At 56.7% G+C, this 19974-nt stretch carries 17 protein-coding genes; 10 read left to right on the top strand and 7 right to left on the bottom strand.

The annotated features are described in order from the left end of the window. Positions 1 to 69: 69 nt before the first annotated feature. The 6 genes from phnL to SINAR_RS01000000134200 all read left to right on the top strand — a co-directional run bounded on the left by phnL (position 70) and on the right by SINAR_RS01000000134200 (position 5687). Complete coding sequence (gene phnL, locus SINAR_RS01000000134210; protein ID WP_050577610.1) at positions 70 to 837, top strand: phosphonate C-P lyase system protein PhnL; 768 nt, start codon at positions 70 to 72, stop codon at positions 835 to 837. Positions 838 to 958: 121 nt separating this feature from the next. After that, complete coding sequence (locus SINAR_RS1000000136055; protein ID WP_234710684.1) at positions 959 to 1222, top strand: DUF1045 domain-containing protein; 264 nt, start codon at positions 959 to 961, stop codon at positions 1220 to 1222. Between the two features lie 215 nt (positions 1223 to 1437). After that, positions 1438 to 1800 (top strand): nucleoside/nucleotide kinase family protein, encoded by a 363-nt coding sequence (locus tag SINAR_RS01000000134205; protein WP_150852051.1) that lies wholly within the window; start codon positions 1438 to 1440, stop codon positions 1798 to 1800. A 208-nt stretch (positions 1801 to 2008) separates the two neighbouring features. Continuing rightward, on the top strand, positions 2009 to 3379 hold the full coding sequence (locus tag SINAR_RS0130105) for an NtaA/DmoA family FMN-dependent monooxygenase (RefSeq protein ID WP_028002504.1): 1371 nt from the start codon (positions 2009 to 2011) through the stop codon (positions 3377 to 3379). A gap of 286 nt (positions 3380 to 3665) precedes the next feature. Then, the gene (locus tag SINAR_RS0130100) at positions 3666 to 4433 is read left to right on the top strand and encodes a class I SAM-dependent methyltransferase (protein WP_028002503.1); all 768 of its coding nucleotides are present in this window, start codon (positions 3666 to 3668) and stop codon (positions 4431 to 4433) included. Positions 4434 to 4511: 78 nt separating this feature from the next. After that, positions 4512 to 5687, top strand: coding sequence for an aminotransferase class V-fold PLP-dependent enzyme (locus SINAR_RS01000000134200; protein ID WP_033058234.1), 1176 nt, complete (start codon positions 4512 to 4514; stop codon positions 5685 to 5687). 152 nt (positions 5688 to 5839) lie between these two features. Here SINAR_RS01000000134200 and SINAR_RS0130090 read toward each other — a convergent pair whose 3' ends face one another. From SINAR_RS0130090 to SINAR_RS0130070, 6 genes are all read right to left on the bottom strand, one after another. After that, positions 5840 to 7450 (bottom strand): asparagine synthase-related protein, encoded by a 1611-nt coding sequence (locus SINAR_RS0130090; RefSeq protein ID WP_028002502.1) that lies wholly within the window; start codon positions 7448 to 7450, stop codon positions 5840 to 5842. A gap of 12 nt (positions 7451 to 7462) precedes the next feature. Beyond that, on the bottom strand, positions 7463 to 8146 hold the full coding sequence (locus SINAR_RS01000000134195) for a CDP-alcohol phosphatidyltransferase family protein (protein ID WP_150824055.1): 684 nt from the start codon (positions 8144 to 8146) through the stop codon (positions 7463 to 7465). Positions 8147 to 8308: 162 nt separating this feature from the next. Next, positions 8309 to 8623, bottom strand: coding sequence for a hypothetical protein (locus SINAR_RS1000000136985; protein ID WP_150824056.1), 315 nt, complete (start codon positions 8621 to 8623; stop codon positions 8309 to 8311). A gap of 722 nt (positions 8624 to 9345) precedes the next feature. Beyond that, a complete protein-coding gene (locus SINAR_RS0130080) occupies positions 9346 to 10953 on the bottom strand; it encodes an acyl-CoA carboxylase subunit beta (RefSeq protein WP_028002501.1) in 1608 nt (535 codons plus the stop codon). Between the two features lies 1 nt (position 10954). Beyond that, entirely contained in the window at positions 10955 to 11458 is a 504-nt protein-coding gene (locus tag SINAR_RS01000000134190) for an acyl-CoA carboxylase biotin carboxyl carrier protein subunit (RefSeq protein WP_033058232.1), read from the bottom strand. Then, entirely contained in the window at positions 11455 to 12933 is a 1479-nt protein-coding gene (locus SINAR_RS0130070; RefSeq protein ID WP_028002500.1) for an acetyl-CoA carboxylase biotin carboxylase subunit, read from the bottom strand. The genes SINAR_RS01000000134190 and SINAR_RS0130070 overlap by 4 nt, the downstream gene beginning before the upstream one ends. Before the next feature lie 744 nt (positions 12934 to 13677). Between SINAR_RS0130070 and SINAR_RS0130065 the strand changes: the two genes are divergently transcribed. The 3 genes from SINAR_RS0130065 (at position 13678) to SINAR_RS0130050 (ending at position 18005) form a co-directional block, all read left to right on the top strand. Beyond that, a complete protein-coding gene (locus SINAR_RS0130065; protein ID WP_150824057.1) occupies positions 13678 to 15075 on the top strand; it encodes an aminotransferase-like domain-containing protein in 1398 nt (465 codons plus the stop codon). A 255-nt stretch (positions 15076 to 15330) separates the two neighbouring features. Continuing rightward, entirely contained in the window at positions 15331 to 16866 is a 1536-nt protein-coding gene (locus SINAR_RS0130060) for a class I adenylate-forming enzyme family protein (protein WP_028002498.1), read from the top strand. Positions 16867 to 17468: 602 nt separating this feature from the next. Beyond that, entirely contained in the window at positions 17469 to 18005 is a 537-nt protein-coding gene (locus SINAR_RS0130050) for a hypothetical protein (RefSeq protein ID WP_234710683.1), read from the top strand. A gap of 985 nt (positions 18006 to 18990) precedes the next feature. On the opposite strand, the gene SINAR_RS1000000138220 is transcribed toward SINAR_RS0130050, so the two are convergent. Beyond that, on the bottom strand, positions 18991 to 19143 hold the full coding sequence (locus SINAR_RS1000000138220; protein ID WP_272913707.1) for a hypothetical protein: 153 nt from the start codon (positions 19141 to 19143) through the stop codon (positions 18991 to 18993). Positions 19144 to 19293: 150 nt separating this feature from the next. Here SINAR_RS1000000138220 and SINAR_RS1000000136045 point away from each other — a divergent pair, with 150 nt between their 5' ends. Continuing rightward, entirely contained in the window at positions 19294 to 19512 is a 219-nt protein-coding gene (locus tag SINAR_RS1000000136045; RefSeq protein ID WP_234710682.1) for a hypothetical protein, read from the top strand. The last annotated feature ends 462 nt before the right edge of the window (positions 19513 to 19974 follow it).

Here is a 19974-nt window from a genome sequence, read left to right as displayed (position 1 = left end):
AACAACGGCCGGCAAGTCTTCTGACCTAAATCGAAATTCGCGTCTCCTTCTCGCTCAAGAGGACAAGCAATGAAACCCGTATCCAATCAGCCGACTCTTCATGCCAAAGGCCTCACCAAGACCTTCACGCTCCATACGCAGGGCGGCATCGTCCTGCCCGTCTTCGACGACATCGAACTGACGGTAAGGGCTGGCGAATGCGTTTGCCTGCACGGGCCGTCCGGCGCCGGCAAATCGACGCTGCTGCGCTCGCTCTACGCCAACTACAAGCCAGATGCCGGGCGGATCCTCCTCGAGCACCTTGGCGAAACAGTCGATCTGCTGGCGGCCGAGCCCTGGGAGGTCGTTGAGATCCGCCGTACCACGATCGGCTATGTCAGCCAGTTCCTTCGTGTCATACCGCGCGTCACTGCTCTTGACGTTGTTGCCGAACCAGCGATCGCCAATGGAATGCCCACTGACAGAGCGAAGGCGCGCGCCAAAAAACTGCTCACACGGCTGCGCATCCCAGAGCGCCTCTGGTCGCTGGCGCCCGCCACCTTCTCCGGCGGCGAACAGCAGCGTGTCAACCTCGCCCGCGGCTTCATCGTCGACTATCCGATCCTGCTTCTCGATGAACCGACTGCAGCCCTCGATGCAGCCAACCGCCAGAGCGTGGTTGAACTGATCCGCGAAGCCAAGGCACGCGGCGCAGCCGTCGTCGGCATTTTCCACGACGAAGAGGCGCGCAGCGCCGTCGCCGACCGTTTGTTCAATGTTGGAAGGGCCGTCGAACCAACTGCCGTGTCTCCGTCCAAAGTCGCCAACCAAGCGCCCCTCGGAGTTCTCGTGGAATGACTAGGCAAAGCAGTGAGCGGCGATACGCGCTCTACTATGCCCCGGCTCCGGCGCATCCCTTGAGTCGGGCGGCGGCATTTTGGTTGGGGCGGGATCCCTTCGAACCAGACGGGCCACTCGTGTGGATCGACCAAATGCCGATGTTCCTCTGAGGGCCGAACCGCGGCGCTATGGGTTCCATGCGACATTGAAGGCGCCGTTCCGCCTGGCGCCGCGGACAAGCTGCGAGGAATTGAGGAGCGCCATCCAAAGTTACGTCCAAAGTCGGCCGCCCTGTCCGATCGCCTTGCAGGTCACAAAGCTGGGCCGGTTCTTCGCGCTCGCGCCGCTCGAAACGACGCTCTATCTCAGCAGGAAAAGCGGGAGACCGTCGAGAAGCATCTGAAGGCCCGTTTCGAACCGTTACTCGATGAAGACTTCCGCGTCGATGCCATCACTCTGTTCGAACAAGAAAGGCCCGACGCCGATCTCATCGCTACCTACCGGTTCGAGTTTCGCTCAGATGCAATTGGAGGCCGATGCTGAATGACCGATAGCTCTTGTCGGGAAGGAACATTGGTCCTTGTGGTCGGCCCCAGTGGCGCCGGCAAGGAGACACTGTTGAATCTCGCAAAAGAAAAACTCGCCGGCGACGAACGCTTCAGGTTCGTGCAGCGGATCATCACCCGGCCAGCCGGAGGTGGCGAGAACAGCGGATTTGCAACAGCGGAAATATTCCAGCGGCTAGTCACGGAAGGCCTTCTTTCTCTGCATTGGCAGGCGCATGGGCTCTCCTACGGATTGCCGATCATCGTTGATGAATGGCTGGCGAAGGGAGATGTCGTCGTGGCCAACGGATCACGCACCGTGCTGGCCGATTTCCAAGCTGAAAATCATCAATGTCCTGGCATCACCAGACAGCGTCGCTCGCGGAGTTCGTCGCCGCCCAAGAAGGATAGCTACGTATCAATCCATGACGTTTAATTTAGTAAAGGAATCAGGTCGGCTGTATAGCTTCGCGCAGACTGAAATGTGTTCCGGAATATATTTAGAAATATAATAAACAAACGTCTTGATGTCGAAAACAGCATGACCATATAGTTTATGGCGAGACAATTAATCGCCGAAAGAAATATGCTAAGCAAGAAATATCTCGACCATCGTCTTGATGTATTTGCGAAGGAGGTCAATCGTGGCAGAGAGGCAAAAGATGATTCTTGGTCTCTTTATGCGCCAAGGGGGGCACCATGAAGGCGGATGGAGGCACCCAACTTCCCATTCCGACGCCGGCTTCACTTTGGATCGCTACAGATCCTATGCGGCGATGGCCGAGGCTGCCGCTATCCATTTCGTGTTCGTTGCAGATAGTGCCGGGGTGCGTGAATCGACCTTGGCCTCAATGTCTCGCTCAGCAAGGGTCGATGGCTTCGAACCCCTGACATTGATGGCAGCGCTCTCTGTGACGACAGATCGTATCGGACTGGTTGCGACCGCCTCGACGACCTTCAATGAGCCCTATCACATTGCGAGGAAATTCGCGTCAATTGACCACCTGAGCGGGGGTCGCGCGGGTTGGAACATCGTGACATCGACAAACCCGTTCGAGGCAGAGAATTTCAACCTGCAAGAACTGCCGCTGCATGAAGAGCGTTATGCACGGGCTGAGGAATTTGTGTCCACTGCTAAGGGGCTATGGGATAGCTTTGCTGACGACGCCTTCATTCGTAATCGCGACCGTGGTCTGTATTTGGATCCGGCAAGGATTAACGTTTTGGACCACAGGGGTGAGTACTTTAAGGTACGCGGGCCTTTGAATATCTCTCGCTGTCCACAGGGATATCCTGTGCTCGCACAAGCGGGCAGTTCCCAGCCTGGCGCGCGGCTCGCCGCACGACATGGTGAACTGGTGTTCACTGCTCAGCAGACTATCGAAGATGCCAAGCGCTTCTACGATCTCGTGAAGGGTCAAGCGGTTGAGTTCGGCCGATCGCGCGACGCTTTGGCCATCCTCCCCGGTATCGTGCCGATCGTCGCAAAAACGGATGAAGCAGCAGAGGCTAAACTCGCGCAGCTTCAAAGTCTTATTCACGAAGATCTCGCACTTGAGCTTGCACGAAGACTGCTCGGATATGTGATCGATCTGGACAAACACGGATTGGATGAGCGTATCCCCGATGACCTGATAGAAACCAACAACATGAAGAGTCGGCAGAAGTTGCTAATGGACACGGCGAGGGCGAGAAACTACACGATAAGGCAACTTGCAGCACTTCTCAGCGTCGGTCGCGGTCACCTCGTTGCAGTGGGATCACCTGCCCGAGTCGTGGATCAGATGCAGGAGTATTTCGAGCAAAAGGCGGCCGATGGATTTGTCGTAATGCCGGCAATGTTCCCCTCTGGGCTCGAAGATTTTGTCCATCTTGTCATCCCTGAGCTACGACGCAGGGACCTCTTCAGAACGCAGTACTGTGGAAAAACCCTTCGCGAAAATCTCGGCTTTTCACGTCCACCGAACATCCACTTTAGTGCAGGGGAGCGGAGCGATGGGTTACTCCATCACTGAGGGACGGTCGACGTGAATCCTACCCTACAGACTTCCGCGCTGCTTTTCGTCGTTGCAAACAGAATAGTTCGCGGTACAGGTTCATCACGTGTCTCGTTGCAGTCGAAACACCTCCTAAGCTTTTAGCCTGCTTGCGACTGACAAACTTGCCAATATTTTGGGAGGTTCAAAGGATGAGCTGCGAGGCTGTCCGTCCAGTTCCGGACAAAGCTTCTTGAGCGAAACCATCGGCGTTCAAGAGCTTTAAGTTTCTCAAAGCGCAATCTTCTACAAAGGGAGAAATCAGATGGCAATCCAACGTGGTACGGATCCGTCGAACAGTGACTATGGCAATGTCTGGAGTAGCGTTTACGACGAATTTGCGATTTTGCTGAACAAAGCCGCCGAACTCCCGTTCGTCGTTGAATTTATTAGGAGCTATGCCCCTGGCGGCATTGCCTGTGAGCTTGGCGTTGGCAATGGGCATATTGCCATACCCTTGTCGGCGCGAGGGGTGAAGGTATTCGGGATTGATAACTCCACGCGGATGATCGCCTCCCTAAAAGAAAAGACGGACCGTGTTGACGCCGCGGTCGCCGATATGCGGGACTTTACATTGCCCGTGGAGCCAGATCTCGTCTACTGCATCAACCAGTCTTTCTCCTTCATGCTGTCACAGGAAGATCAGTTGACATGTCTCGCCGCAGTTTCCCGTGCCCTACGAAGCGGCGGCCTATTCATCGTTCACCTCAATTATCCTCAGACGAACGATTTCTCCGGTTCCGGAATATATGGCAACCAGAAGACGACCGTCATGCACGTCGATGACGGCAACATAGTCGTTCGCTTCACGCGGCATGAGCGCAACGAGCAGATCACGACCTCGCAGGATATCTGGCTCGCCGAAGGAAAGATGAAAACGCTGCCGACACGCCTGCGCTACGTTTACCCGGCGGAACTGGATTTGCTGTGTCGCATCGCTGGATTTTCTTTGGTGGAACGCTTCGGTGGCTGGCGTCGCGAGCCCTTCGACGGTTCGTCGTGGCGCTACGTTTCAGTCTACCGCAAAATTTGAGTCGCCAGAGCGCGAGATGAAGGCTGCCTTCTCAAAATACAGCCGCGTTTCCGACGCGCGGGAATTGCTGAGCGAAAAATGGCTGACACGGAGATCGACAACTATGGGGCCCACGTTCGAAAGATGTGGCCGCTGGCCGAAGGATTTCTCACGGTAAATCATGGCGCCTATGGAGCGGTACCGAATGCCGTGCTTGCGGAGCAGGATCGGTGGCGTGGGCTCCTTGAGAAGCAACCGACCTATTTCATGCAATGCATTCTACCAGATGCACTTGAAAAAAGTCGCACGCGTCTTGCAGCCTTTGTCGGGGGCGATGACGCGAATCTGGTGTTCATCGACAACGCGACGACAGGGATCAACGCTGTGCTCAACTCTCTGTCGCTGCAGCCGACCGATGTAATAGCGACCACGCAATATGCATATGGCGCGGTGCGCAAGGCGCTTGACTTTCATGCGTCACGGTCAGGTGCGTCTGTCCAATTGGTCGAGACCCCGTTTCCGCTAGAGGCGGGTGTCAACATCGGGGAAAGCATCATTGCGTGCTTGCCAGTGGGCACACGTCTACTGATTGTCGATCATATTACCTCGCCGACAGCTTTGGACTTGCCCATTGCGAAGATCATGCGTAGTTGCAGGGATCGCGGCATACCCGTTCTAGTCGACGGCGCACATGCTCCGGCTCACATTGATCTGGACCTGGAGTCGCTTGGGGCCGACTGGTATGTCGGCAATTGTCACAAATGGCTGATGGCTCCCAAGGGATCCGCCTTTCTGTGGACGCATCCTTCGAAGCAGGCGGTAACGCACCCTACGACGATATCTCACGGGTATCCTGGGGGATATCTTGCAGAATTTGCTTGGACTGGCACGCGAGACCCTACACCATTTTTGTGTGTTCCCGCTGCCATTGATTTTCACCTTGAACTGGGAGGCAAGCGCCTTCGAGACCGGAACAAGGCGCTCGCATGGCAGGCAGCGACCTTGATGGCCCAGTCTTTCGACACTGAAGTCGGTGTAAACAAAGAACATGCTTGCGCAATGGCGACGATTCGGCTTCCCCTGTCGTCAAACCAACTCACGGCAGCCGACTTGCGCTCTCGGTTGCTTGGTCTCGGGACGGACGCTCCAGTTTTCCAGCACGGGAAAGCCTTGTGGGTGCGGATATCAAGTCACGCGTACAACGATCAGGACGATTACCGAATGCTTGAGCGGCTCATTTACAAAGCCCTAGCGAATGCGGGCGTAACGGGATGAAATAGCTGTCACAAACATGTGCCCGGAGGAAACCGAAATCGGCGAGCGCATAGAAGATGAAGGGCGGTTTCCGCGTTGGCGATGCCGAAGTGACACCACGATTGACCTTTTCATTTCTGATCTGTGCAAAATGTCCGAAAATCTGAGCCGGATCATCTCCGATGCGTTCCTCGGATACGCGCTGTCTGCGGCGGTGCATTCGCAAAGGCGTCGGTCCAAATTTCGAATATGAGCATGTTCCAAAGGGTTTGGAACTGCGCCCTCGTGAAGTGGTCTTTGCTTGCGGATACACAGGCCTGCACATCGGCAGGTGAAACGATTGCGTGTCGTTCAACGCGGTCCTTCGTCAGGTACATTCGCGAGAGCTCCAATAAGGCGTCGCGCATATCGGCATCATAGCGCAGTTGTTGAATCCCCTTCGGGCGCTCGACAATCTCAGGGGGAAACAGATTGCCGATGCTTTCCCGGAAGAAAGACTTGACATGACACTCCGTCACCTTTTGTCGAGCGGGGAGGCGCAGGGACAAATCGAGCAAGGATCGTCTCGAGAGCGGCATGATCAGCTCGACGTTCGCGCGGGAGGCGAGCAAGGTCTGTGCACCGATACGTTCATCCCAGTCGGTGAGCGATTGGCGAAGATCTTCGAAAAGGAGGTCTCTGGGAGCCTTCTGATCAGCTTGCCTGACATCTGCCGATCCTGACCGGTCCTTGCGCGAATCGACATCGTGCATTCTTAGCCAAAGATCCCTGTGATAGGGCATGCCGCCAAAAAGCGTGTCGCTGAGATTGCCTGAAAAAAGCGTTTGCACAGACCTTGACGCGTCCCGCCACAAAGCGAAAAGACAGGCAAACTCATCATAGCCGCCTGGATTGCCAAGGGCTTGTACGGTTTCCTGCATGAGGGAAGCCAAGTCTTGCGCGCCGATGATAATTTCGTGATGTTCCAAGCCAAGATGGGAAGCCGTCGCTCGACCACCTTGGATCTCTGGGTCCTCCTCGCCGTAACCAACAGTGAAGCTTCGTAAGATGCGGCGCGGATCGGCTTTCTTCAGCAGCGCCGCGATCGCGGCGGAGTCGATACCGCCGCTGAGCGAAACGCCAATCTCGCCGTGCGAACGTTCAAGTGATTCCGCCACCGTCCGACGAAGAAGCGACAGCAATTCTTCGGAGGAGAGTGCATCTGTGGGCGGAGTATATTCATTTGGCCGAGGCGGCAGGCGACGAATCCAGTGCGAGTGACGGTCGAATATTTCGAGAAAGCCGGCTCGCGCAGTCCGTATATCGCGATGGAAGGTAAATCCAGCCGGTACCCATCCGCTCTCAATAAATGAGCGGACGGCGGCGACATTAAAGGCGGGGTGAAGTTCCGGAAGCTTGGACAGTGGTCCGTAGGTCGTTGAAAATGCAAAGCCATATGGAAGCTGTGCGATGAATAGCGGACGGGTGCCAAAGGCGTCCCGCGCGAGGTACAATTTGCCATTCGCGGCATCGTGCAGGGCTATGGCAAATTGACCATCAAGGTCGTCGAATGCATCTTCTCCGCGTGAACGATAATCCTCCACGAAACGAACAGGATCAAATGCGCTGCGCTGACGCGTTTTCGCAGCAATATAAGCCACTTCATCGAACAACAGACTAACACCACCACGGCGGAACAGCGAAAGGTCATTTGGCAGACTGTTAGCGTCGTAATGACGTTCACCGTCTAATTCGCCGGCCATGGAGAAGTCGCCGCGCTCGTACCTGCCTATGATCGCCGTCATCCCAAACAGTCCTCAACCTATGTTCATGGCGCGCACCAAGAACCAGAAGGAAGCGAGGCCCGCTAGCAGGCTAACGTAAGGAAATGCCCGTTCGCGGATCGGCGGAACTGTGAGCGGCGAGATGTGAAGCAAAGCTATGAGCGCGAAAACCGCGTTGGCCATCGGCGGGAAATAGAGGTCCGGGACGTACGGGCGGCAAATCAAAAGCGCCGCGACGGCAGGTACATTGTATGAGACCGGCAGGCCGCGAAATTTACCGCCAACGAGTCCCACGGCTGCAAAGTAACTAAGCCGATACGTGCCAAGCACCAGGAGCAGGAAGACGCCGACAAAGCTGCTTGCGCGACCTGCTCCTACGGTTGAAAGAAATACTGCCGGAAAGATGACGCCGTGGATAATGTCCACGAACCCGTCAAAGCTCTTGCCAAAATCCGCCATCTCACGTGAACGAACATGTGCCAGCCGCCGGGCTTGTATGCCGTCGAGATGATCTGCGATCCAGGTCCACAGTATCAGTGCAGTTCCAAGCTCCAGCTTCCCCCACAATGTGAGGAAGAGGCTAGAAGACGCGAGAACAAGGCCAAGTCCCGTAATGGCATTCGGCACATCTACTAATAGTCGAAGCATCGGCATTCCTTCCTCATTCAGCGGCGGCAGCATTGGGATGGCGACGGAAATGCGTTCTGCGGATTTCAAGTCCCCCTGCTGTCAATTCAGTACCGTTGACATCGTCGAAACGGGGCGGCGGCCAAACTTGAGACTACGCGCTATGACGAGATGTACTAAGGGGCTCTTCCGTATAAATCATGGTCGTGCCCAATCCGATCCGGTCGTCAGGAGCTGGAACAGTCACGCTACTCAGGTAAAGTGGGACAGCACGTCAACCTTAACAACGGTGGAACCCTTGGGAAGAAGGTCGGCCGCCCGTGTGCTCGACCGAACTTCGTCGAAACCGTTGTCGCCGTCACTGAATATTGCTGCCGACCACTTGTCATCGCGATAACCGATCGCCGACGAGATCGATGCCCTTGGAATCCATGGCCTTTGAGGTCCGTACGCTCGGCGCTCACGGCCAAAGCGCGTCATTGGAAAGAATGAGTTCGCGAATGGTTGCCGCTGATGTCCCACCGAGAATGCCTCGGCGTCCGTGGGAAATGATATTGCCTTGTTCATTATCACGCTCCCTTACAAATCTAAAATCCAATGATATAAGCAAAAGATCAAGTATAAACATAGAATATATCTTGGGATATATTTTAGAGCGATTGATAAATCGTGGTTGCATCCTAAACGCGGATTTGTAACTACTCGAATGCGCTCTTAATGGCCGGTCTTCAAAGCTGCCACTGTCAGCCGTGCGTCGATCGATCGATGGCGTACGACGATCAACCGGCGACCAGGCATCCAGGATGATGGCGACGTAGAAGCGGTCGGCAAGGAGACATAAGATGCGGCAGGGCCGGTCACGGATGTAGTCTCGTTTTCCGGCCGCGGTACGTTTTTCAGCGCCCCTTGAGGAACTCCAGTTCCAGCGCCTGCTTGCCGACGAGGCGCTCTAGCGCCGCGATCCGCGCCTCGTAGTCCTCGATGAGATCGGTCGCCTGCGGATCGTCTTAGGCGTCACTCGCCACACTATGACGACTTTCTTCCTCGCTCATTTCGGCTGACGCCGTGGAACTATGCCAGCGGAGAGGGGCATTTCGTCAGCGATACGGTTCACCATCTCGCGAGTGATTTTGCTATTCTCGAAATGCGTGTTGCCGTATGCTTCCCGATAGATTTCCGGTGTTTTTTTGACGTGCTGGTTCCGCCGAGTTTCATTCTCGTTGCATAATCGCGCTTGATCCCATCCTGTTGGTACCATCGGCGCAGCCTACGCTCACCAATTGTAACCACTACATTCTAAAGACCCCATAATGTGGCGTCTCGATGGGGGCATTGAGCGAAGCACTCACGGCGATTGCGAGCGCGGTTCTGGTGTCGACAGGATCAAGAATCCCGTCGTCCCAGATTTCAGACGTTGCGTAGTATGCGCTCGATCGCTCCCTATATTCTTCCAAAATCGACTGTCTGGTGGCTTCGTAATCCTCCGCCGAAAAGCGCCTATCATCGACCGCCAGTTGCTTTGCCTTGACATCTGTCAGCACTCGCGTCGCTTGATCGGCACCCATGGCTGAAATCTGAGCCTGCGGCCATGTGAACAGAAAACGCGGATCGAACGCGCGCCCTGCCATAGCGAACGTTCCCGCACCGTGAGAATGGTTACAGATGACGGTGAATTTGGGCACCGCTGCTCCAGACACGGCCATGAGTAGCTTGGCGCCGTTTTTGGTAATGCCACGCCGCTCGTATTCGCTGCCGACCATGAACCCCGTGATGTTCTGCAGGAATAAGAGGGGCGTCCGGTTCATATCGCATAACTGGATGAAATGAGCGCCCTTCAGCGCACTGTCGTCGAACAGCACGCCATTGTTCGCCAGAACACCGATTTGGTATCCATGAAGGCGCGCGAATCCGCACACCAGAGATCGGCCGTAGCGCGGCTGGTATTCATGGAACCTGCTGCCATCGACCAGGCGCGCGAGAATCTCCCGCATATCGAAGTGCACTCGAGGGTCTCTTGGAATGATGCCGTATAGTTCCGACGCATCATAGGCGGGCGGCTCCGGAGCGACTCGATCGATCGAGGCCTTCTCGGGACGTTTGAAACGGGCAACTATGTCGCGGGCAATCGCGATCGCGTGCATCTCCGAGTCCGCGAGATAGTCTGCCGTTCCCGATATACTGGTTTGCATGTCAGCACCGCCGAGCTCGTCGACAGACACGTGCTGGCCAGTCGCAACTTGCACGACCGATGGACCGCCCAGAAATATCGCTCCGCTTCCCTGGACGATAACGTTGTACTCGCTGAGCGCAGGAACGTAAGCCCCTCCCGCAACGCAATGGCCCATCACAACGGCGATTTGCGGCACGCCCATCTTCGAGAGAATGGATTGGTTGCGGAAAATTCTGCCTGCGTGGTGGCGATCCGCGAAGAACTCCGCCTGCAGAGGCAGAAATCCACCGCCGCAATCGCAAAGATGAACGACGGGCAGACGATTTTCGATTGCTATATCCAACGACCGGACGATTTTCTTGACCGACAACGGATACCATGCTCCGGCCTTCACGCTCGGGTCATCAGCGTGAACAATCACCTCGCGTCCCGCGACGATGCCGATGCCGACGACTTGCGCTGCGCATGGCACCTCTCCGTCGTAAGCCTCGTTCGCAGCCAGTGTCGAAAGTTCGAGGAAAGGAGTTTCTGGATCGAGCAGAGCCTCGACCCGATCACGAACAAAAAGCTTGTTTTGTCGCCGCAGGCGCTCGCGATCGCGCTCGGGACGCTCTAAACGGACCGCACGCTGGCGCTCCTTTAATTCGGCCGCAAGCTTTCTGTTGTGGAGCTCGTTGAGGCGAAATTCTTGCGAGTTCACGTCAATGAAAGAAGCGAGGCGCTGCATCTCAATGCCCTTCCTCTGTGATCGTAATTAGTGCCGCGCCATGCTCAAAGCTCTCGCCTTCGTTGAAGTGAATTCGGTCGACCACCCCGTCCTGTGGGGAGCGTATGACGCTTTCCAGCTTCATGCTCTCGATCACCATCAGCTCGCTACCTGCGGAAATCTGGTCGCCGGGCAAAACGCACGTTTTAACGACGACGCCTGGCATCGGCGCGCGCGCCACGAGATGACCCGCATCCTTGTTCACGAGGCCATGGGCGGACAATGGGTCTCGGTAGCGCAGAATGCGCGTTGTGCCGCGAATATGCAGATGAATTGTGTCACCATCGATGGCGAACCTGACCGGCTCGCTCGCGCCGGCTATGGTAAGAAGGCCGCAGCCGTCGCCGTGAAGGGAGAGGTCGAGTGATGCAAGTACTTCATCGCCGAAATGGAGGCGATATCCCTGCTGCCAGCGTGAAAGCCACAATTGATAATCTACACCTTCAAGCTCGAAAACGTGGTTCACGCGTTTCTCCAGCCGCCGAGGGAGGCGTGAAGCTCAGGTACGGCATCTGCCGAATCTCGGACCGGTCTCGTCAGGAGAGCGGCGGCTGCCAGGAACGTCGACAAGTTGGACGCGGAGCCGCCAGCGGTCAGCTGCGGATTTTCGTCGAGATATCCAGTATGAACCTGTCCCCTTAGAAATTGCTCATCGGCAAGGACGCGCGCGAGAAGGCTCGCGTTTGTTTCGCAGCCGAGGAGCACCAGCTCCCGCATCGCGCGTTCGGCCGTCAGCGCAGCCTTATTACGCGTCGGTGAATGTACGATCACCTTTGCCAGCAGTGAATCGAAGGATGTCGTTATCTGCTGACCTTGCGAGACGCCACCGTCGATCCGTAAGCCTGGACCGCTGGGATAGTCGAGCACCAGTACCTTCCCCGTCGTGGGCGAAAAGCCGCGTTCAGGAGCTTCAGCACACACCCTCGCTTCGATTGCGTGTCCTGTCGACACGATATCTGGCTGCGAAAATGTAAGCTCGTAGCCTCCGGCGACATAGAGCTGTTCGGCAACAATATCGATGCCAGTGATCATTTCGGTGACGGGATGCTCCACCTGCAGGCGTGTATTCATCTCGAGGAAATAGAACTCTCCTCCGTGAACGATGAATTCCACAGTGCCAGCATTTCGATAGTTAGCGGCGCGAGCGATGCCCACGGCAGTTTCGCAGATTCTCTCGCGCAACCCCGGGGAAAGCGTCGACGCGGGCGCCTCCTCTATGACCTTTTGAAATCTGCGCTGGACCGAGCATTCCCGCTCGAACAAATGAACGACGTTTCCGAAGGAGTCGCCGAGCACCTGCACTTCGATATGCCGTGGCTTTTCGATATATCTTTCGATGTAGAGCCGGCCATCCCCGAAGTAGCGCTGCGCCTCACTGCGTGCCTGCGCAATGGCGTCTTCCAAACTGTCGAGGTCGCGGACGATCCGCATGCCCTTGCCGCCGCCGCCGGCTGATGCTTTTACCAGCAGGGGCGCTCCAATGGATCGCGCCCTCAAAATGAACGAGGCAGGGTCATCTTCTTCGATCGCTGAAGGCACGACCGGAAATCCGTTCCGCTCAACGAAGTTGCGGGCCCGGATTTTGTCACCCATCAATTGGATGCTCTCAGGAGTGGGCCCGACGAAGGCGAACCCAGACTCGACCACCGCCCGCGCGAACTCCGCATTCTCTGCAAGGAATCCATAGCCCGGGTGAATCGCCCCGACGTTCGCCTCGCGGGCGGCAGCGATGATTTGTGCGGTATCAAGATAGGCCGCGACCGGCGTGCGACCGCTTACGGCAATCGCCATATCGGCCATTGAGACGGCCGGCGCTCCCGCATCGAGATCGTGGTAGACAATTGCGGAGCGCAGTCCCAGCTCGCGCAGGGTCTTGATGATGCGTACGGCTATCTCGCCTCTATTGGCGATCAGTACTGTATCGAAGGGTAATTTTCGCATTCGCCTATTTGTCTAGCTTAGGGCTGAGATTAGATTTCCGGGCCCGTTGTAGTGCTCTCAATCTCCGTATAATGGCCTGCAGATCTCCCATGGATCGGGTTCGAAATTCATCCCGCGTTGTCACAATCTCCTTGTGGTCGATCCTTTGATGGCAGGGGTAGCCTAATCCGCAGCATACCGAAGCCGGCCGGCCCATTGCTGAGCAGCGGCAATCCCTCAATAGCGTAAGCAACGAGCCCACTTGGGCGCGACACTTGCGGTTCGTGTAATGCCCTCTCTGGCGGGCAGGTGGACGGCAGAGACGGAGCGCGCCTGTTCCATGGGCGCCATTTCGCATGCGTATTTCACTTGCGCCTGTTGGCATGAACCTTCTCTCCATCGGGCTGGCACCCGAGACATATCGAACGAGTCGAATACCGATCCCACCCCTGATTTCACTCCACCATCACCACTTCGGGACATTGAGCCATTTAGTATAACCTCAGCGAATTCCGGCATCCGCGTCGTGAAGAAAGTCGTGCGTGGACTAATAGCCGAAAATAGGTTGCACTTTACACCAATGTCTTAGTAGTGTCGTCTGAAATTGAGTCGTTTTCTGCCATCTGCAACAAACGACTGTCTGATTTATCGGTGTATAAGCTCAATGATACTCTCCTATACTTGTAAACCAACTGCGGAAGCTACACTGGAAGGCACTGTAAGGCCACACTTATTGTGTCGCGTGACACTTTTTTGGGTATCTGCATGCTGATGAAATCACCTTGGGAGCCTTGGATCGCACCCGGCGATGAGCCCGTGTACCAGCGCCTGGCGGCCGCAATCGCGGAGGATCTGGTCAATGGCAAAATCGCTCCCGGATCCCGCCTGCCGGCGCAGAGGGACCTGAGCTACCGACTGGGAGTGGGGCTGGGCACCGTGACAAAGGCCTACGGGCTCTTGGCGCGCCAAGGCCTTGCCTCATCGTTCCACGGACGCGGAATGTTCGTGACGAACAAAATCCTGACCACCAGAAAAATGGTCGATCTGAGCTTAAATGTGCCTCCGAACGTCATCTCGGAGAAACTGCTGAGCGGGACGTTGGCCTCGCTTGCCACAACCATTGACGCTGACACCTACGGAGCGTGCACCTTCCCAAAGGGAACCCTCGATCAACGTATGGCGGTTGCGGGATGGCTTCAGCACTATTGCGCCTCGGCCGACGCCGAACGCATGATCTTTTGCAATGGCGGTCAACATGCTCTTTCGACGGTGCTGACCGCACTTGTCGCTCCGGACATTTGCTTAGCAACTGACGAGTTGCCATTTCCCGGGCTCGTGAGGATTTCACATTTGCTCGGCATTGAGCTGGTCGGAATTGACACTGATCCAGAAGGCCTTCTCCCAGAAGCCCTCGAGCGGATCGCATGCGAGGTCGCTTCGAGGAAGAAGCGCCTCGTGCTGTTCACTAACCCAACCGCGCAGAATCCAACCGGCAGGACGATGTCGCGGTCACGGATCAAGGACATTGCCGTCATTTGCCAGCGCCGAGACATATTGATAATCGAAGACGACGTGTACGCATCCTTCGCTGCGCATGATCGCATTTGCTTTCTCGATCTAGCGCCTGAACGAACCTACTACATAAACAGCTTCGCGACGCTGTTCACACCGGGGCTGCGCCTTGGTGTTCTGATTGCTCCGTCTCATCACCTGGACAACTTAGTGCGCGTGCTCCGCGCCCAAGGTGCAACTGACTCTCCAATATCCAGGCTTATCGTACACAAATGGATAGCGGATGGGGTGGCATCACATATCTCGAGAACCACAAGCGCGGAAGCGGCTGTTCGCAACAAGGTAGCAGCTTCAATCTTCTCCTCAATAAGCGATGCGTGGATCGGCAGCGGGTTCCACATGTTTCTGTCGATGCGCCACTCTGCGGCAGTCGCACTCGCCAGCGCAGCCCGCGAACGCGGGATAATGGTCACCGATCCCGCGGTCTCTCTGTCAGCCGGAAATGATCAAAGCGGCATTCGCCTTTGCCTGGGTGGGCCCAGCCGCCTCGAACTTAGCGCAGCATTAAGGGAGATTGCCACCCTTCAAGTTCAACTGGGGCAGGGGACGAAGGCGACGGCAAAAGACCTCGGGGACAACATGAATGCTTAAAGTGGGTCCGAACAAAAAGGGCGTTTGCATGCTTAAGCCTCCTTTTGTTTCTCTCCCGATTGCCTGGCTGGCCACAAACGTCTTGTGTTCGAATCTGGCATGTCAATTGAGCGTACCAACAGCTTGCTTTGCGGGAGTTGAAGATAACCTCGCCGAGCTGAAGAACCACCCGTGCCTCAATGGCTCGCAAGGGTTGTGTGGCCTTAACCGCGTCGGGAAAGTCGCATGCGGCTCCAGACAGAAGGATAGGTGACAATGGATCTGTGCACACTGATTGACCGCAATGCGGCGTTTGCTCCAAACAAGCCTGCAATTCATTTCGAGGGCGAGACCTTGAGCTACGCCGCTTTGCGCGGACGCATCGAGCAAGCCGCGCGCGCCCTGAACAAAAAGCTCGGAGTCACTAAAGGCGACCGCGTCGCCATCCTCAGCCTGAACCGGCCCGAGTATCTAGTTCTTCTCTATGCCTGTGCGCGTCTTGGCGCGATTATGCTGCCTTTGAATTGGCGCCTCGCGGCGGCTGAGCAGATCTTCATTTTGTCCAATGCCGAAGCAAAGGTATTGGTCATCGAGCAGGCGTTTAACAGCCTTCTGCCGCATCTGGCACACACACTGCCTGACACCTCAGTCGTCGGTCTGGATTTCACGCCCCCTCGCGGGAACAAATGGGGTAACCTGTTGGACCAAGGCAGCGGCGATAGCCGCAACTCACATGCTGACTTGAGCTGCCCGCTCTTGATCATCTACACTTCCGGCACTACCGGGCGACCGAAAGGCGCGGTCCTCACCCAGGAAGCATTGCTCTGGAACGGAGTGATGAGTCAGCACATGCATGCTCTGACCTCGGAAGATCATGTGTTGTCGGTATTGCCCTTCTTTCACGTGGGCGGGCTCAACATTCAGACCACTCCGGCTTTGCACCATGGTGCGACCGTCACTATCCATTCCCGATTTGCAGCAGGAGCGACACTTGCTGCATTCGAGCGCGATCGGCCAACGCTGACGGCATTGGTACCGACAGCCATCCAAGCCTTGACCGACCTCGCCGGATGGTCGACGGCCGACCTGTCCTCCTTGAAAGCTGTTTCAACCGGCTCGACGATCGTGTCTCTGGCCCTGATCGAACGCGTTTCCGCGCGTGGGGTACCGGTCCTGCAGGTCTATGGCTCCACAGAAACTTGTCCGATCGCCATCTATACGAGACTTGGGGGTGATCTCTCGCGCGGCGAGTCCACTGGCCTGCCGGGCCTATGCTGCGAGGCGATGATCATCGATGACGCTGGCAACGAGTTGCCGGCGGGTGCCCTCGGCGAAATCGCAGTGCGCGGCCCGAATGTCTTCTGTGAATACTGGGGCGATCAACAAGCGACCCGCGAGGCATTGCGTGACGGCTGGTATCGCACTGGCGACATCGGGCACCGCGATGCCGACGGCTATTTTTGGGTCCGCGATCGCAAAAAGAACCTCATCATTTCCGGGGGAGAAAACATCTATCCAGCCGAAGTCGAGCGTGTACTCGGGGAGCACCCCGATGTCGAGCAATGCGCCGTTGTCGGACGGCCGGATTCGCGCTGGGGCGAGGTGCCGGTTGCCTATGTGGTCAGGCGGGCAGGGGCACGGATCGAAGCGGAAGCACTGGCCGTGCATGTGCAGTCGCAGGTTGCGCGGTTCAAGGTTCCGAGGGAGTTCATCTTCACGAGCGAATTGCCGAGAACAGCGTTGGGCAAAATTCAGCACTCGATTTTGAAAGAGCTTGAAGCGCGGTCGAGCGAGCAAGAAGGCAGCAACTGATGATCGGGGCGACAAGCGAACTGGGTTTCCTTTCCGGTTGCCAGTGGACTGCCATTCAACATGCGCCAAACCGTGTGCTGAAGGATGCGCAACGGCAGTTCGCAAAGGCGTGCCGGACGGCTCGATCGCATCCAAGGCGCGGGCGCGGGCTTCCAGCGGTGGAAAACGCCCAGCAGGCTGTCGGTAAAAATGGCTTCCGAAGCGATCGATCTAGAAATGATTTGAGCCTTGGCCGAGAAGATGGTCTTCGGCTCGTGAGGGATTTTGCCGCCAAGGTAAATCTTCCGATCATCATCATCAGGGGTGACGACCTTGATGAGGCTGACCAGGGCCCCGAGTCAAAGCCGGCGCCCGCGACTACGTCACCAAGCGCTTCGGGTCGAAAAGGCTCTTGTGGAGACAGTGACCCTCAGTTCATGTTGGGTAGGGAGAAATTCGCTGGCCGCACGTCACGGTGCCCGGCCGAACGGCGTTTGAAGGTATAGGGCTGCAGCGGGATCGCAGCCCACGTTTTTTGAGGTAGGAACACTATGAAATCACCGTGGAAATTTCTTGTTCAATTGTCGTCGCGGCGACGACCAGCGAAAGTGCAAGAGAATTCGATGGCGCATGGCGCCGATCCCGAGGGTCTCGAAAGCGAAGCGGAAAACAAGTTGGCACTTCCGTCCGATAAGCCAACAGAAGCTTCCGGCACACCTGATCACGATGCGGGCGGTCCGATTGATCAAGTGTCGATGTTGTCGGATAACCCGACAAGCGATCCCAATCTCACGCATGCAATCAGCCAGCCGATTGACATTCAAGAGGCTAAGACCCCTGCGCCCAGTGAAACCAATCATTCGGGTGCCGAGGGGAAGGCACCGGGGCCGAAAAGCGAGAAGAGCAAAAAGCCCGAAGGAAAACCGCGAATCGCGCGCCGAGAACGTCCGAAGAGAGCCCGGTCCCAGGTGGTTGCGCGAAGCGCTTTCGCTACAAATGAGGCTGAGACCGTACAGCCCTCGTATTCCGGGGATACTTTCTTCAATGAAGTGGCAATCCTCGACGAGGAAATCAAAGAGCTGCGACGACTGCTGGCTCAAAAACTTTATCTGCAGAACGCCCAACTCAAAAATATGCTTGAGCGTTTCAACGTTTCGTGAGCTCGGCGTCGACCGAGGCTGTACCGAAGAGATGCTGCGTCGCTCCGTCTTGACCTATGGGCCTATTGTTACGCCGCTTACCGGCGTGCGCCCGTTCTCGGTCACAAAAGACATGAAGTGCTCGCAGCGGCGCTTCACTTGCGAAAGGACGTGTCAGGTGCTCGACATCTGGTCTTCATTGCGAGCGGCATCCACGTTTCGATGCGGCTGACCTCGGCGCAGGTGGAGAAACTTAAACAGTTGCTTTCGGGCGAACACGTCGTTCGCTGCTTCGCACTTTAGATGGTAGGAGTGCCAGCACAGTGAGAAAAGGGCTGCCCAACGAGATCGACCCGATTCACAACGGCCGCACGATCGATCAACAGATTTCGAGCACCATCTCGATCTAAGCGTCCACCGCGCCACGACGCACCGGCTTTTGTCGAGTGCTTCTGGTGGCGGGCGTCAAAGCCCATGCACTTCAAGGTATATGACCGAGCGTTCTGGTTCGGTTTTACGTTTTTTGGGGCGAGACCGCCTTCAGGCTCTTTCTGAGCCGGCTGATGTGGGGTCGAAGGTGCTGCGTGTCGACGAGCATATTGTCGGGCAGGACGAATTCGATCGGGCCTGGGTGCATCCCTGCACGACCTCGTATTTGCCGATCGTGTGGGGCCGTGGCACCAAAGCGCCGATCGACGCGACCTCCATCAGGATCGCCACTAGACGTCATGTTCCGGGGCGGATCGGTGGCCCGCCCTTTCGTGCGATTGAAAGACGAGGGTTGCTCGGATGGGCCGGGCCGGTCCTCACGCACGGAGGGCGAGCCATGGGGGAGTATAACGAAGCATTTGTCGCGTTTGACGTGGCCAGAAGAAGCACGCGGTGGCGATCGCAGAGGGCGGCCGGTCTGAGGCGTGCGCGGAAGTGTGCCTTCATTGGAGCGGCCGCGCTTGCCAGCAGCAACTCAATGCCTCACGTAAATCCATCTTCAACCTTGCCGCCTCGTTCAAAAGTAGTCGAACTGATCGCGGGTTGCCGTTAGCTTCAACCGGTCGAGTCTCGCGATGAGCATATCCTGATCGATGTTGGTCATGAGAGTACCGACGAGTAGCTGGTCGTCGAGCTCAATCATGGTCTCAGCAAGGCGCCATCCCGGCAAGAGGCTGCGAGCTTCCGCGTGAAACGATCCGCCAGAACCACAATGTTCAGTTCGTTTTGGCTACGCTCGTCGCGATGTTGGCCTCGCCCGTGGAGTGCGCCCCCCTGGGGTGGACAGACCGGCCTACCGTGGTTTCGGAAAGAAGACGCCATGGCAAAACACCGCAGTCACAGCGTCGAATTCAAACGTCAGGTCGCGCAGGAATTCCTTGGCGGCGAAACGCATTGTCTGGCAAAGCGCCACGACGTGTTGCCCAACCTTATCCGCATCTGGCGGTTCAGAAGTACGAGCAAGGCGCTCTTGACGACGATGCGTAGGCCGCCGACCTCATCCAGGAGCACGACCCGGATCGCGGCGCTGGAGCAGTGATCGGCAAGCAGGCGCTGGACTTGGAGTTTAAAGGGGCTCTCAAAAACGTACCGCGGCATGCCGGCTGATGGGAGTGGCGCTCTTCACCTATTATGACGCCCGGAGAGATCGACCGACGATACCGCGATCGTCGAAGTCATGTTCGCGATCTGCGACGAGTTCGAGTTCTACGGCTACTGCCGGGTGCCTGCGGCAGCAGGGCCTTATCGTGAACAAGAAAGATTCGCCGCGTCATGCGTGAACACGATCTGCGGCCGAAGATTCTACTTCTGCGGTGATTCCGCGGCGCTTCGGCGGCGTAAGTGCAGTCAATTATTCTTTCGGATTTTTTCGCGCAGCCGTTCTCGATTGGGCGGACTCCTCAGACATTGAAGCGCGAGCCTGGCTTCGGGGCCTTCCTTCTGTTGTTCGCGCTGAGACGGCTCCCTTGCGTTTTGGAGCAGTGCGAGCAAGAGACGTCGC

This window comes from Sinorhizobium arboris LMG 14919 (genome assembly GCF_000427465.1).
In the GTDB taxonomy this organism is placed as follows: domain Bacteria; phylum Pseudomonadota; class Alphaproteobacteria; order Rhizobiales; family Rhizobiaceae; genus Sinorhizobium; species Sinorhizobium arboris.
This window is presented reverse-complemented; position numbering and strand designations above follow the sequence as displayed.

Excerpts from the sequence above, each read along its gene's own strand:
- SINAR_RS1000000136045 (WP_234710682.1), top strand. The coding sequence starts at position 19,294 with ATGGCAAAACACCGCAGTCACAGCGTCGAATTCAAACGTCAGGTCGCG.
- SINAR_RS0130065 (WP_150824057.1), top strand. The coding sequence starts at position 13,678 with ATGCTGATGAAATCACCTTGGGAGCCTTGGATCGCACCCGGCGATGAG.
- SINAR_RS0130100 (WP_028002503.1), top strand. The coding sequence starts at position 3,666 with ATGGCAATCCAACGTGGTACGGATCCGTCGAACAGTGACTATGGCAAT.
- SINAR_RS0130090 (WP_028002502.1), bottom strand. The coding sequence starts at position 7,450 with ATGACGGCGATCATAGGCAGGTACGAGCGCGGCGACTTCTCCATGGCC.
- SINAR_RS1000000136985 (WP_150824056.1), bottom strand. The coding sequence starts at position 8,623 with ATGAACAAGGCAATATCATTTCCCACGGACGCCGAGGCATTCTCGGTG.
- SINAR_RS0130050 (WP_234710683.1), top strand. The coding sequence starts at position 17,469 with ATGGCGCATGGCGCCGATCCCGAGGGTCTCGAAAGCGAAGCGGAAAAC.
- SINAR_RS0130080 (WP_028002501.1), bottom strand. The coding sequence starts at position 10,953 with ATGCAGCGCCTCGCTTCTTTCATTGACGTGAACTCGCAAGAATTTCGC.
- SINAR_RS0130060 (WP_028002498.1), top strand. The coding sequence starts at position 15,331 with ATGGATCTGTGCACACTGATTGACCGCAATGCGGCGTTTGCTCCAAAC.
- phnL (WP_050577610.1), top strand. The coding sequence starts at position 70 with ATGAAACCCGTATCCAATCAGCCGACTCTTCATGCCAAAGGCCTCACC.
- SINAR_RS01000000134200 (WP_033058234.1), top strand. The coding sequence starts at position 4,512 with ATGGCTGACACGGAGATCGACAACTATGGGGCCCACGTTCGAAAGATG.
- SINAR_RS0130070 (WP_028002500.1), bottom strand. The coding sequence starts at position 12,933 with ATGCGAAAATTACCCTTCGATACAGTACTGATCGCCAATAGAGGCGAG.